The sequence below is a fragment of the Sphingomonas sp. genome (genome assembly GCF_035758555.1).
Lineage (GTDB): Bacteria > Pseudomonadota > Alphaproteobacteria > Sphingomonadales > Sphingomonadaceae > Sphingomonas_B.
Genome location: NZ_DASTXI010000097.1, coordinates 1 through 13,068 on the forward strand (window position 1 = coordinate 1; position 13,068 = coordinate 13,068).

Here is a 13,068-nt window from a genome sequence, read left to right on the forward strand (position 1 = left end):
CTGATCGAGCGCTTCTTCTCAAAGCTGAAGCACTTCCGCCGTGTGGCCACCCGCTACGATAAACTCGCCGCCAACTTCTTCGCCATGGTCCAACTCGCATCTATGCGGCTATGGCTTCGCGTTTATGAGTCTACGGCCTAAACGCCACGATATTGCGCAAAGAGGCGCAGCGGCTACTCCGAGATGCGCTTGCCGAACATTCCATGGCACAGCGGAACTGGCCCGACCGAACAGATTGCGACCGGCTGGACGATGCATTCGCGGCACTGGAGGCAGATGGCATCATATCGCGCCAGAACTTCACTTGTTGCGGCACCTGTGGATCGGCTGAGATATGGGATGAAATGAAGGCGATCGAGGAAGCCGGTGGAGCAGTTCGCGGCTATGCCTTCTACCACATGCAGGACACGGAAAGCGCTGCCGAGGGGCACGGGCTATATCTTAACTATGGCGCCTGCGAAGAAGGCGAGCACGCAGCGCTCGCGATAGCCAGAGACATTGTGGCCCACCTGGAGGACCACGGGCTGGACTGCCACTGGAATGGCGAGTGGGGCAAGCGAATAGCAGTCGCCCTCGACTGGAAGCGAAGGCGATAGGCCGGCGTGCTCGCCTGACAAAAAACAACCGCCGGAGCCTTTCGGCCCCGGCGGAGGTGAGCGGACGGAGAGGGAGTGTCCGCTTGCGTTCGTGGAGCGCTTAGCGGTGGGCGATCTTGGTCGTGTCCGCCTTGGCGTTGCACTTGGCGAGCGCTTCGCCGTCGAGCGTCTGGTCACCGGCGCGGAAGGCCGTAACCGGGCCAAGCTCGCGCGCGACGCTGGCGCAGACGATCGCCGGCCGGCTGGTGCCCTGCGCGGCCGCGCAGACATCGCCGTCGCAGTTGACGAGAATGTCGCGCACCACCGTCTTCGCGGCGGCGGGCTGCGCCAGCGTGATGCTGTAGTAATTGCCGTTCGGCTGTGCGACCGCGGCCGAGCCGAGCAGCGTCAGCGAGCCGACGAGCGCCGCGGTGAAAGCTGCAATCCGTACCATGTTCCGTCCCTTTTCGATTTCAGTTGCGAATCACTACCTACTCGATTAGGTTTTTAGTTGCAACTGGAAACTGAAAATTATTTTTGCCGCTTTATGAACGGGTCGGCTTCGGCTAGGTTTTTGAACAACGGGGAAGAGGATCGGATGGGCCTGAGAGAACCGCTTGCGCAGATCGCCGCGGAATGCAGCCTGCCCAAGGCGCTGGAGGCGATGGGCGAGCGCTGGTCCTTCCTGATCCTGCGCGCCGCGTTCAACGGCCTGAAGCATTTCGAGGAAATCCAGTCGAACCTCGGCATCGCCCGCAACATTCTCGCCAACCGCCTCGGCCGGCTGGTCGATGTCGGGATTCTCAACCGCGAGCCCTGCCCCGAAGACCGGCGCAAGATCGAATACCGGCTGACCGAAAAGGGTCTCGACCTGCTGCCGACGATGATCGCGCTCCGCCAATGGGGCGAGAAATGGGAGACCGGCTGCCCGTCGAACCCGGTGCTGGTCGACAAGCGCGACCTTGCTCCTGTCGCCGACGTCCGCGTGCTGTCGCAGGACGGCCGGCCGCTGGAATGGGAAGACCTGTCCTTCCGCTGGCGCGAGGAGCTGGAGGAAGCGCGCGCGGCCGAATAGCTCAGGCGAGCGCCCATTCTCTCCTGACATTTTCGTCTTCATCCGCGGCGGCACGCGTGCGTTCGGCTTCAAGCGCAACCCGGTCCAGCCGCCCCAGCGCCCAGACCGCCGCACCACGGACAACCGGGTTCGGATCGTCGAGATGAGCGCGAACGGCTTCCGTCAGTGCGGGCGCGCCGCTGTTGCCGGCAGCGATCAGGCAATTTCGCATCATCCGGTCGCGGCCGACACGCTTGATCGGCGAGCCGGCGAACAGCTGGCGGAAACCGGTATCGTCGAGCGCGAGCAGGTCGGCGAGCATCGGCGCGCCGAGCTCCGCGCGCGGGGCGAAGGCGAGGTTCGCCGCCGCCGCATCGGCGAATTTGTTCCAGGGGCAGACCGCCAGGCAATCGTCGCAGCCATAGATGCGGTTGCCGATGCCGGGGCGAAGGTGGCGCGGGATCGGGCCTTTGTGCTCGATCGTCAGGTAGGAAATGCAGCGCCGCGCATCGAGCCGGAACGGGGCCGGGAACGCGTCGGTCGGGCAGGCGCGCTGGCAGGCGTCGCAGCTGCCGCAGCGCTGGCTTCCGGCCGCATCCGGCTCCAGTTCCAGGGTCGTGAAGATCGCGCCCAGGAACAGCCAGCTGCCGTGATCGCGGCTGACCAGGTTGGTGTGCTTGCCTTGCCAGCCGAGCCCGGCGGCTTCGGCCAGCGGCTTTTCCATCACCGGCGCGGTGTCGACGAAGACCTTCAGGTCGCCGCCCGCCTGCGCCACCAGCCAGCGCGCCAGTTCCTTCAGCTTGCGCTTGACCAAGTCGTGATAGTCGGCGCCCTGGGCATAGACCGAGATGCGCCCCGCCTCCGGCTCCGACGCGAGCCGCAGCGGATCGGTCGCGGGCGCATAGCTCATCCCCAGCGCGATCACCGACCGCACCTCCGGCCACAGCCCGGCGGGCGCGGCGCGCTGGTCGGCGCGGCTTTCCATCCAGATCATGTCGCCATGCGCGCCATCGGCAAGCCATGCGCGCAGCCGTTCTCCCGACAGCGGCGCCGCATCGGCGCGCGCGATTCCGCAGGCGGCAAAGCCGATCCGCTTCGCCTCCATTTTCAACGCTTCGGAAAAGACATCCATATCCACGTCAGCCCGCCATATAGGCGTTCGCTCGCCCGCCCAGCGTGTCTTTTTTGCAACGCACAACAGATTGTTAAATCACGGCCCCGCGAGTCCGTTGCGAGTCTTCGATCCGCAACATATCGCCCGCAACAGAGCCAGCACCGACTGGTCTAGAGTCGCGGGCGGGCCATGGGCCCGATAATGGGGAAAGCAATGCGAAATCATCTCTTTATAGGTGCGGCCATCGCCGCACTTGTCGCTCCGGCTGCCGTGCAGGCGCAGCAGATCACAACCGGAATCGAGGGCACCGTCACCAGCGAGTCGGGGACGCCGCTCGCCGGTGCCGCGGTCACCATCACCGACACGCGCACGGGCGCGACTCGCACGCTGACCACCAACGGCAGCGGCACGTTCGCGGCCACGGGCCTCGTCACCGGCGGTCCCTACAGGGTTTCGGCGTCGGCGGACGGCTATGAAGGCCAGACGGTCGAGAACATCAACACGACGCTGCAGGGCAACACCAGCCTCAGCTTCCAGCTGTCGAGCGGCGCGGGCGACATCGTTGTCACCGCGTCGCGCGCGAACGTGACTCAGCTTGCGGTCGGACCGGGCCAGTCCTTCAGCGTCGAGGTGCTGGAGAACGCGCCGTCGTTCAACCGCGACGTCCGCGACATCATTCGCATCGATCCGCGCGTCAGCCTCGACCGCGACGACACCGGCTCCGGCCAGGACCGCATCTCCTGCCTTGGCGGCAACGACCGCGGCAACGCCTTCACCGTCGACGGCATCAGCCAGGGTGACGTTTATGGCCTGAACGACACCGGCTTCTCCTCGCGCAGCTCGACGCCCGTTCCGTACGACGCGGTGCGCGAAACTCAGGTCGCGTTCGCGCCATTCGACGTCGACTACGGCAACTTCACCGGCTGCGCGATCAACGTCGTGACCAAGTCCGGCACCAACGACTACCATTTCGGCGGGTTCTTCGAATATTCGGACGACGGCTTGCGCGGCAATTCGGTCGCGGGAACGCCCGTCGCGCCGGTCGAGCCGGAGAAGCGTTGGGGCGCTTATTTCGGCGGCCCGGTCATCAAGGATCGCCTGTTCCTGTTCGGCGCCTACGAACATCAGGAAGCCGCTTTCTCGCAGGACGACGGCCCCGCAGGAGCCGGCTTTCCGATTGAGATCGAGCAGGTCACCGTCGACCAGTTCAACCAGATTTCGGACGTGCTCAGCAGCGTCTACGGCATCGAGACGGGGCCGCTGGTCTTCAGCCGCCCGTTCAAGAATGACCGCTATTTCGTCCGCGGCGACCTTCAGATCACCGACCAGCATCGTCTGGAGGTGACGTACCAGCGACTCGAGGAAGCGAGCACCAAGCTCGACGATCAGGCGTCCAGCGGCTCGTTCAATGGGACCGTCGTGGGACGGAATACCTTCTTCCTCAGCGGCACGCGCTCGAATTATTATTCCGGCCGCCTCTATTCGCAGTGGAATGACAGTTTCTCGACCGAAGTGCGCTATTCGCGCTCGGAAGTCCGCGATGTGCAGGACCCGATCGGCGGCGGGGAAGCCCAATCGGCTAACCCGATCCCGCGCATTGTGGTCGGCGTCGACAACGGCACGGGCGCACCCGGCGCGGTCGAGGCCGGTCCGGGCTTTTCGCGATCGGCTAATGACCTGCGGACCGATATCGACCAGCTGCGTCTTGCCGGCACGTTCGAGGCGGGCGATCACCGCATCAAGATCGGCACTGAGATCAATCACGCGAGCCTGTTCAATCTGTTCGTGCAGAATGCCACGGGTACTTTGGTCTTCCGCAACATCGACGACCTTCGTGAAGGCCTGCTCTCACCGGGCACGGGCAGTAGCGACACCTTCAACACCCCCGCCGGCGTGGTGTCAGGCAGCGTCGAGGGCGCGTTCGGCAATTTCTCGGCGACCGGCGATATCAACGATGCGGCGGCCAAATTCACGCGGACCATCTATTCGGCCTTCGCTCAGGACGAATGGCAGGCGACCGACCGCCTGAACCTGACCGCTGGTGTGCGCATCGACTGGTATGACGGTGGTCACCCTGTGCTCAACCAGAACTTCGTCGATCGCTACGGCATCCCCAACATAGCGGGCTTCAGCACGCTCGATCCGATCGTGATGCCGCGCGCGGCCTTCACCTACGACGTCGGCGATTTCGCGGTGTTCTCGCGCGCCAAGCTGCGCGGCGGCGTCGGCATCTTCTCCGGCGGCGATCCGGTCGTCTGGTTTGCCAACGCGTTCCAGAATGACGGCCGCGGTTTCGCCGAAGGATCGACGCAGGACGCGCCTTGCCCGGCAGGCCAGATCGACGTGGTGACGGGCGGCAAGTTCACCGGCGTGCCGACCTGCTTCCAGGCGGCCGGCTCGGCCAAGGCGGCGGCCGGCACCGGCGATACCCAGTCGATCGACCCGAACATCAAGCAGCCGTCGGTGGTGCGGGCCAATCTCGGCTTCGCGACCGACGTCGACTTCGCATCGAGCGGCCTCCTCAGCGGTTGGCACGTCAATCTCGACTATATCTACAGCCACTATCGCGATCCGCTGACGATCGTCGATCTTTCGCAGACGCCGGACATCCGCAAAGGCCTGAACGGCTTCACGGTCGATGGCCGCCCGATCTATGCAGCGATCGATCCGACCGATCCGGACGCTGCGGGCTGCAGTGCGCAGCTGGTCAGCACCTTCCCGGTGCAGTGGACCAACGTCACCGCAGCCTGCTTCAATCGTATCGGCCGCGACGACGAGCTGATGCTCACCAACTCCGGCGGGTTCGACAGCCATGTGGCGTCGTTCATTCTGTCCAAGCAGTTCCCGACCGGCGTGTTCACCGACGGCGGCTCGGTCGACTTCAGTGTCGGCTATGCCTACACCGACGCGCATGACCGGCGGAACATGTACAATTCCACCGCTGGCTCGAACTACGACCGGACCGCGGCGTTCGACCGGCAGAACCCGGCGGAATCGCGCGGCTTCTACAGCAGCAAGCACAACATCACCGTCAACACGGTCTTCCGCGAGGAGTTCTTCGAAGACCTGAGCACGCGCATGGGCATCACTTTCATCGCGCGGTCGGGCCGTCCCTACAGCCTGACCTTCCGCGGCAGCGGCGTGTTCAACGATTCCGCTTCGGGCAGCGACAATGCACTCGTCTATCTGCCGACCGGCACGAACGATCCGAATATCTCGCCCTCGTCGGACATGACCGCGGTGCAGGGCCTGGTCGACTGGGCCTCGGGTTACGGCTGCGCGAAGGGTTTCCTCGGCCGGTCGATCCCGCGCAACACCTGCTCGGGCGACTGGTACTTCGATATGGACCTGTCGATCTCGCAAGAATTGCCGGGACCCGGCCGCCTGTTCGGGTTCCGCGACAAGCTGAAGCTCTACGCGACCATGGACAATGTCCTGAACTTCCTCGACAGCGACTGGAACGTGCAGCGCCGCCGCGATTTTTCGGGACTTCAGGATGTGGCCTCGACCAGCGGCGTCGATGCGCAGGGCCGGTACATCATTACCGGCTTCAACGGCGCTCAGGCGATCGCCGACGACAACCAGATCAACTTCAGCTCGTCGGTCTGGCGGATCAAGGTCGGCATCAGCTACGATTTCTGATCTGAAGCCGGGACACAAAAGCCACCGCCCGGGAAACCCGGCGGTGGCTTTTTCTTTGCGCGTGGCCCGCAACTCCGGTCAGAGCGACAAGGTTGACGGTTCTCCTTTTCGCAGAACTTGGCTAGACCCCGCGCGATGGCCCTTGGGTTTGCTGCGAAGCCGTTCTTCGACGACAAGAACCGCGCGTTCTGGAACCTGCAGACGGCGGGCTGGGCCGGCTATTTCCTGCTGCGCACGCTGTCCGGCTTCGCCAACGGGCTGACACTTGCCTTTCTGGTGCCCGTCGCGGTCTCGACGGCCACCGGCTATTCGCTGACGCTGGTGCTGGGCGCGCTTTATCGCGAGCTGATCCGCAGAAAGCCGGTCACGACCTGGCTGGGCTCGATCGGCGGCATGCTGATCGCGGCCGGCATCTATTCGATGATCGATGCGTGGATCTTCAACACGATCCAGCGGCCGGGCGAAGGCTTTCAGATCAGCCTGTTCCTGGGCACCATCTTCCTCGATTTCGTCGTGATCGGCGCCTGGTCCGCGCTCTATTATGCGATCAACTTCTTCCTGGTGGTCGAAGATCAGGCCGACCAGCTCCGCGTCCTCGAAAGTCAGGCATCATCGGCGCAGCTGGCGATGCTGCGCTATCAGCTGAACCCGCATTTCCTGTTCAACACCCTCAATTCGATCTCGACGCTGGTGCTGCTGAAGCAGACCGAGCGCGCGAACGCGATGCTGTCGCGCCTGTCTTCGTTCCTGCGCTATACTTTGGTCAACGAGCCGCTCGGCCAGGTCACGCTCGAGCAGGAAATCGAGACGCTGAAGCTGTATCTCGAGATCGAGAAGATGCGCTTCGAGGACCGGCTGCGCCCGATCTTCGAGATCGATCCGATCGTGCTTAAGGCGCGGATGCCGTCGCTGCTGCTGCAGCCTTTGGTCGAGAATGCGATCAAATATGCGGTCACGCCGCTGGAGGAAGGCGCCGACATCATCGTCAGTGCCCGGCTGGTCGTCGATCGCGTCCGCATCACGGTCGCCGATACCGGCCCGGACTTGAACGAGAAGCGTTCCGGGCCCATTCAATCGACAGGAGTCGGTCTGGCGAACATTCGCGACAGGCTGGCGCAGGCCTATGGCCAGGATCATGAGTTCGACGCGAAAGCGCGTGCGGGGGGCGGATTCGAGGTTCGTATCGAAATTCCGTACCAAACCGAGGAACAACCAAGGGAAGCCGCATGACCATCAGAACGATCCTCGTCGATGACGAGCCGCTGGCCATCCAGGGCCTGCAGCTGAGGCTCGAGCCGCATGAGGATGTGGAGATCGTCGATACCTGCTCGAACGGGCGGGAGGCGATCCGGTCGATCAAGACCAACAAGCCCGATCTCGTTTTCCTCGACATCCAGATGCCCGGTTTCGACGGCTTTTCGGTCGTCCAGGGGCTGATGGAGGTCGAGCCGCCGCTGTTCGTGTTCGTGACCGCCTATTCCGATCACGCGATCCGCGCGTTCGAGGCGCAGGCGGTCGATTACCTGATGAAGCCGGTCGAGGAAGATCGGCTCGCCGCCACGCTCGACCGGGTCCGCCAGCGGCTGGCGGAGAAGCGCGGCGTCGAAGAGATCGATCGACTGCGCGAAGCTCTCGCCGAGGTCGCGCCGGAGGCCGCCGCGGAGATCAGCGAGGGCACGGAAGCGCCATCCGCCAGCCGCTTCGAGAAGATGATCAACATCAAGGATCGCGGGCAGATCTTCCGCGTCGACGTCGACAATATCGAGCGGATCGACGCGGCCGGCGATTACATGTGCATCTACACTGCCGACAACACGCTGATCCTCAGGGAGACGATGAAGGATCTGGAAAAGCGGCTCGATCCGCGCCGCTTCCAGCGCGTTCATCGCTCCACGATCGTCAACCTGGACCTCGTCAAGCAGGTGAAGCCGCACACCAACGGCGAATGCTTCTTGGTGCTCGATTCGGGCGCGCAGGTGAAGGTCAGCCGCAGCTATCGCGACGTGGTCGCGCGCTTCGTCCACTGATGATCCTCGGCGCGCTGCTGCTTGCGGCGAGCGCGCCGAGGATCTGGTCCAGGCCGCCGATTTCCTCGGACCAGTTCGAGTCGCATCCGGCGTTCGATCCCCTGACCAGAGACCTGTGGTTCGTGCGTTCGACGCCGGAATTCCGCGGCTGGCGGCTGAAGGTCAGCCGTTGCGGCAAGACGGGCTGGAGCGAGCCGGTCGACGCGCCGATCGCCGGCGACGGCGTCGAGGCGGACCCGTGGTTCAGCCCGGACGGGCGGACATTATGGTTCATCTCTACCCGCACGACGGACGGAATCAGCCGCAAAGACCTCGACATCTGGAGCGTTTCGCGTGGGAAAGACGGCCGCTGGGGCACGCCCGAGCGCCTGCCGGAGCCGGTCAATTCGGCCGGCCAGGAATGGTTTCCCCGCCCCGCGCCGGACGGCTGGCTCTATTTCGGATCGGATCGCCCCGGCGGCTTCGGCAAGACCGACATTTGGCGCGCGCGCGAGGATCGGCCGGGTCAATGGACAGTCGAGAACGCCGGGCCGGCGCTCAACACGGCCGCCGATGAATATGAGCCCCTGCCCTCTCCGGACGGCGCATGGATGCTATTGAGCGGCGTCGACGCCTATTACCGCAGCGACCGCACTGCGCAGGGCTGGAGCCCGCGCGTCCGCCTCGGCCCCGAGATCAACGCCAATGGCAGCGAAATTGGCGCGGCGTTCTCACCCAGTGGCAAGTCCTGGCTGTTCGCGCGGGACACAAAGGACGGACGGTCGGGGGAATTGCTGCTCGCCGGCGAAGACGAGGGCTGGCCGAAGCCGTGCCCGCAATCATGAGGAACGCGACATGAACCAGTCGGAAAAGGCGCGCGCGTTCGCCGCGCTGCATGTGCCGGGCGAGCCTTTGATCCTGTTCAATGCCTGGGATGCAGGTTCGGCCAAAGCCATTGCCGAAGCGGGAGCACAGGCGATCGCGACCGGCAGCTGGTCGGTCGCGGCCGCGCAGGGTTTCGGCGATCGCGAGGCCCTGCCGATCGAGCTCGCCCTCGCCAATGCGGCGCGAATCGCGGGCGCGGTCGATTTGCCGGTCACGCTCGATTTCGAAGGCGGCTATGCGGTCGATGCAGGCGCTCTGGCCGCCAATTTCGGCCGCGTGCTCGCGACGGGCGTGATCGGCTGCAATTTCGAGGACCAGGTGATGAGCAGCGAAAGCCTGCATCCGGTACGCGACCAGGCGCGGCGGGTGGAGGCGTTGCGGCGCGAAGCCGAACGCGCCGGCGTCCCCGCCTTCATCAATGCACGCACCGATATTTTCCTGAAGGCCAAGGTCGATACGCATGACAATGCAGCGGTAGACCATGCGCTGGAACGCGCGCGCGCCTATGCCGATGCCGGCGCGAGCGGCTTCTTCGTGCCGGGCCTTGCCGACGAACGCCTGCTCGCGCGTGTCTGCAAAGACTCGCCGCTCCCCGTGAACGCGATGATGTTCCCCGGCATGCCCGACAGGCGGCGGCTCGCCGACATCGGTGTCGGACGGATTAGCTACGGTCCCGGGCCGTACCGGCTGGCGATGCAGGCGCTCGCCGATGCGGCCCGGTCCGCGTTCGGTTAGGCGATCGCCACCCGGCGCGAGCGCCGCCGCGACGCTGCGCCGGTCAAGGCGAAGCCCGCGATCAGCATCGCCCAGGTCATAGGCTCGGGCACCCCCGGAGGCGTCGCCGCAGCGCGAACGTCCACAGCGATATCGTCGACCGCGACCGCTCCGCGCCCGCCATTGCCGAACAGGAACGTGACGGGCCCGGCAAAATAGGCGCTATCGACGGTGTAGCTGGTCACCGCATTGCCGGCGGAGAAAATCTCGTTCCCCATCGGGTCGATCACGCGGAATATGAACTCGGAGCTCGAAGTCGCGGTCAGCTTGTCCCATGAAAAGCTCTGGAACGAGACCTCGAAACCCGCCGCCGGCGTGAACGCGATCTGCGACAGCTCGCTCGCGGGTCCCGGCGGAAAAGACGTGGCCTGACCGTCGGCGCCGGTGAAGAAATGGTCGGTCGTGAACTGCAGCGATGTTCTCGATCCGGTGTTTTCGCTCGCGTCATAGCTGACCGCCAGCGCGGCGGAGCTGCCGTAGTTGCCGGCGACCAGCTGGCCGTCGGTGCTGCAGATCTGATTGGCCGGTCCGCCGTCCGTATCGGTGCACGCCATGGTGCCGGCGTCGAACGTCAAAACGGTCGTGGCAGCCCCTGCCGGCGCCACGCACGCAACCAGAGCGGCCATCCCCCAAGCAAGTGTTCGCATGATTTACCCCTTCGTTGCGCGGCCTTTTTCCGGCCGCTGCAGGTAAAGGCGCCGTTCGCGGTCGCTGCGGGTCAGGCGACCGGTCGGTTTTCGTGCCTGTTTCGGAACAAGACAGTTATGCGGTTGCCTCATTGAGTTGGGTCAAGCACAAGGTGGCCGTGCTGGCCGCCGAACCAACTGAGGACGCGGGCCTGTTGCTGGCGTCCTGGCGCGCGGGGGACCTTTCCGCCCGCAACCGTCTGTTCGCCCTTTTCTATCCCGAGCTGAAACGCGCGGCAGCGGCGATGGTCCGCCGCGAGCCGGGCTTGTCGATGTCGACCGGAGACCTGATCCACGAGGCGGTTGCACGCCTGATGGCGCTGAACCGGATCGCCTGGCAGGACCGGGCCCATTTCATGGCGCTGGCCGCGCGCATGATGCGCCGCGCGCTGCTCGATCATGTGCGAAGCCGCAAGCGGCTGAAGCGCGAGCACCAAAAGGTCGAGCTGACCACGCGCATCGCGGGCGAACCGGACATCGAGATCGAGGAGTTGAACGAGGCGCTCGACAGGCTGGCGTCGATCGACCGGCAGCGCGCCGATATCGTCGAGATGCGCTATTTCGGCGGCATGGAGATCGCCGACATCGCGCAAGTGCTGGGGACGTCGGAATCGACGGTCAAGCGCCGCTGGGCGGCGGCGCGGCTGTGGCTGCTGGAGGCGCTGACGCCGGACGCCTGAGGGGGGAAGGGCATGGACGCAGAAACGGAAGCGCGTGCGTTCGCATTGCTGGACGAAGCGCTCGATGTGGCTCCGGACGAGCGCGATCAGTGGCTCGAGGCGTGCACGGACGACGCAGCGCTGCGCGCACGGGTCTCCAGGCTGCTCCGCGCGGGCGCGGGCCACGCATTGCGCACAGGCACTGCGCCGGCGCTTGCGGCGGACGAACCGCTGCCGGCGCGGATCGGCGCGTATCGCATCACCGGCCTGATCGGTCAGGGCGGCATGGGCGCCGTCTATCGTGGCGAACGTGCTTCGGGTGATTTCGACCATGTCGCGGCGATCAAGCTGATCCGGCCCGGCGCGCTTTCCGAGCAGCTGGCGGAGCGGTTCCGCCGCGAACGCCAGACGCTCGCGCGGCTCTCCCATCCCAACATCGCGCGGTTGCTCGACGGCGGAGAGACCGATCAGGGTCAGCCCTATCTGGTCATGGAATGCGTCGAGGGTCGGCCGCTGTCTGCCTGGTTGGCCGACGAGGCGCCATCGCGCCAGGACAAATTCGCTCTGTTCCTGAAGGTTTGCGCGGCGGTCGCCTGCGCGCACCAGAACCTGATCATCCACCGCGATCTGACGCCGGCCAATATCTTGGTCGACCAGGCGGGCGAGCCCAAGCTGATCGATTTCGGCATAGCACGCCCGATCGATGCGGGCGAGACGGACGCACCTCTCCACACAGCGACGCCCGGTTTTGCCGCGCCCGAGCGGCTGGCCGGAACACCGGCGACGACGCTGGCCGATATATATGCGCTCGGCGTGCTTCTCGATCTGTTGCTGGGCGAGGACGCGAATGCCGATCTGCGCGCGATTACGGCACGGGCTTCGGCGGCCGATCCGGCCTGCCGCTATCCGACAGTCGATGCGTTAATCGACGATCTGCAGCGCTATCGCGACGGTCGCACGGTACAGGCGCGAGGCGGCGGCACGCTGTATCGCACGGGCAGGATCGTCGCGCGGTACCGGCTCCCGGTCGCGGCGGCCGGCATCGTGCTGGCGGCGCTGATCGGAACGCTGGTGCTGACGCTGATCGCGAACCGCCGGGCCGAGCTTGCCCGCGCCGAGGCGGAACAGCGTTTCCAGCAGACGCGCGCCATCGCCAAGACGATGTTGTTCGATGTCTTCGACGAAGTCCGCAAGGCGCGCGGAGGTACCCCGGCGCAGGTGCTGCTGGCGCGCACCGGCCTCGCCTATCTCGACGCCCTTTCGGCAGCGGAAACGGCGCCATTCGACGTGCGGCTGGAGGCCGGCCGGGGCTATGTGCGGCTGGCACAGGTGATCGGGGGCGGCGACGGGGCGCAGCTCGGCAAGCTGGCCGACGGCAACAAGCTGCTGGCGCGGGCGGACGCGATCCTGTCTCGGGCACGGCAAGAACGGCCGGACGATCCCGCGGCCCGACGCGCCCTTGCCGAACTGCGGCTGGAGCAGGCGGCCGTCAATCTGGCCGGCAACAACGATCCGGGGCAGGCGCTTCGCCAGGCGCGCGAAGCCCGGCAGCTCCTCTTTGCCCGGCGGCTCTCGGATGCCGAGAGTGCGCGTCTTTACGCGGCGGCGCTCAGCGCGGAAGGGGACGCCTTTGGCTGGGCCAACGAATATGCGCGAGGGCGGATCGCCAATAT

General features: G+C 65.4%; 12 protein-coding genes and 1 pseudogene. 10 read left to right on the plus strand and 3 right to left on the minus strand.

Features of this window, described 5'->3' with window-relative positions; all coding sequences use genetic code 11:
* Positions 1-141 (plus strand): annotated as a pseudogene (locus VFT73_RS05850) (IS5/IS1182 family transposase); the annotation flags it as partial.
* A gap of 11 nt (positions 142-152) precedes the next feature.
* The gene (locus VFT73_RS05855) at positions 153-596 is read left to right on the plus strand and encodes a DUF6891 domain-containing protein (protein ID WP_326409226.1); all 444 of its coding nucleotides are present in this window, start codon (positions 153-155) and stop codon (positions 594-596) included.
* 100 nt (positions 597-696) lie between these two features.
* On the opposite strand, the gene VFT73_RS05860 is transcribed toward VFT73_RS05855, so the two are convergent.
* Positions 697-1,029, minus strand: coding sequence for a CC_3452 family protein (locus VFT73_RS05860; RefSeq protein WP_326409227.1), 333 nt, complete (start codon positions 1,027-1,029; stop codon positions 697-699).
* A 144-nt stretch (positions 1,030-1,173) separates the two neighbouring features.
* Between VFT73_RS05860 and VFT73_RS05865 the strand changes: the two genes are divergently transcribed.
* Positions 1,174-1,650, plus strand: a complete 477-nt coding sequence (locus VFT73_RS05865; RefSeq protein ID WP_326409228.1) for a helix-turn-helix domain-containing protein — start codon at positions 1,174-1,176, stop codon at positions 1,648-1,650.
* A 1-nt stretch (position 1,651) separates the two neighbouring features.
* Here VFT73_RS05865 and queG read toward each other — a convergent pair whose 3' ends face one another.
* Positions 1,652-2,761 carry a tRNA epoxyqueuosine(34) reductase QueG gene (queG, locus tag VFT73_RS05870; RefSeq protein WP_326409237.1) on the minus strand — a complete coding sequence of 370 codons (1,110 nt, stop codon included), beginning with the start codon at positions 2,759-2,761 and terminating at the stop codon, positions 1,652-1,654.
* Positions 2,762-2,956: 195 nt separating this feature from the next.
* Between queG and VFT73_RS05875 the strand changes: the two genes are divergently transcribed.
* The 5 genes from VFT73_RS05875 (at position 2,957) to VFT73_RS05895 (ending at position 10,011) form a co-directional block, all read left to right on the plus strand.
* Positions 2,957-6,385, plus strand: a complete 3,429-nt coding sequence (locus VFT73_RS05875; RefSeq protein WP_326409229.1) for a TonB-dependent receptor — start codon at positions 2,957-2,959, stop codon at positions 6,383-6,385.
* Between the two features lie 135 nt (positions 6,386-6,520).
* Positions 6,521-7,615 (plus strand): sensor histidine kinase, encoded by a 1,095-nt coding sequence (locus tag VFT73_RS05880; protein WP_326409230.1) that lies wholly within the window; start codon positions 6,521-6,523, stop codon positions 7,613-7,615.
* Positions 7,612-8,412 carry a LytTR family DNA-binding domain-containing protein gene (locus VFT73_RS05885; protein WP_326409231.1) on the plus strand — a complete coding sequence of 267 codons (801 nt, stop codon included), beginning with the start codon at positions 7,612-7,614 and terminating at the stop codon, positions 8,410-8,412. Before VFT73_RS05880 ends, VFT73_RS05885 begins: the two co-directional genes overlap by 4 nt.
* Positions 8,412-9,236 (plus strand): hypothetical protein, encoded by an 825-nt coding sequence (locus VFT73_RS05890; protein WP_326409232.1) that lies wholly within the window; start codon positions 8,412-8,414, stop codon positions 9,234-9,236. Before VFT73_RS05885 ends, VFT73_RS05890 begins: the two co-directional genes overlap by 1 nt.
* A gap of 10 nt (positions 9,237-9,246) precedes the next feature.
* Positions 9,247-10,011 carry an isocitrate lyase/phosphoenolpyruvate mutase family protein gene (locus tag VFT73_RS05895; RefSeq protein WP_326409233.1) on the plus strand — a complete coding sequence of 255 codons (765 nt, stop codon included), beginning with the start codon at positions 9,247-9,249 and terminating at the stop codon, positions 10,009-10,011.
* Here the strand turns inward: VFT73_RS05895 and VFT73_RS05900 are convergent.
* Complete coding sequence (locus VFT73_RS05900) at positions 10,008-10,697, minus strand: PEPxxWA-CTERM sorting domain-containing protein (protein ID WP_326409234.1); 690 nt, start codon at positions 10,695-10,697, stop codon at positions 10,008-10,010. The genes VFT73_RS05895 and VFT73_RS05900 overlap by 4 nt on opposite strands.
* 131 nt (positions 10,698-10,828) lie before the next feature.
* Between VFT73_RS05900 and VFT73_RS05905 the strand changes: the two genes are divergently transcribed.
* On the plus strand, positions 10,829-11,416 hold the full coding sequence (locus VFT73_RS05905; protein WP_326409235.1) for an ECF-type sigma factor: 588 nt from the start codon (positions 10,829-10,831) through the stop codon (positions 11,414-11,416).
* A gap of 12 nt (positions 11,417-11,428) precedes the next feature.
* The coding region (locus tag VFT73_RS05910) for a serine/threonine-protein kinase (RefSeq protein ID WP_326409236.1) at positions 11,429-13,068 on the plus strand (1,640 nt) is incomplete at its 3' end.

Bases quoted from the DNA above. Each gene is read 5' to 3' on its own strand.
- VFT73_RS05865 (WP_326409228.1), top strand. From the start codon at position 1,174: ATGGGCCTGAGAGAACCGCTTGCGCAGATCGCCGCGGAATGCAGCCTG.
- queG (WP_326409237.1), bottom strand. From the start codon at position 2,761: ATGGATGTCTTTTCCGAAGCGTTGAAAATGGAGGCGAAGCGGATCGGC.
- VFT73_RS05900 (WP_326409234.1), bottom strand. From the start codon at position 10,697: ATGCGAACACTTGCTTGGGGGATGGCCGCTCTGGTTGCGTGCGTGGCG.
- VFT73_RS05875 (WP_326409229.1), top strand. From the start codon at position 2,957: ATGCGAAATCATCTCTTTATAGGTGCGGCCATCGCCGCACTTGTCGCT.
- VFT73_RS05890 (WP_326409232.1), top strand. From the start codon at position 8,412: ATGATCCTCGGCGCGCTGCTGCTTGCGGCGAGCGCGCCGAGGATCTGG.
- VFT73_RS05880 (WP_326409230.1), top strand. From the start codon at position 6,521: ATGGCCCTTGGGTTTGCTGCGAAGCCGTTCTTCGACGACAAGAACCGC.
- VFT73_RS05860 (WP_326409227.1), bottom strand. From the start codon at position 1,029: ATGGTACGGATTGCAGCTTTCACCGCGGCGCTCGTCGGCTCGCTGACG.
- VFT73_RS05895 (WP_326409233.1), top strand. From the start codon at position 9,247: ATGAACCAGTCGGAAAAGGCGCGCGCGTTCGCCGCGCTGCATGTGCCG.
- VFT73_RS05885 (WP_326409231.1), top strand. From the start codon at position 7,612: ATGACCATCAGAACGATCCTCGTCGATGACGAGCCGCTGGCCATCCAG.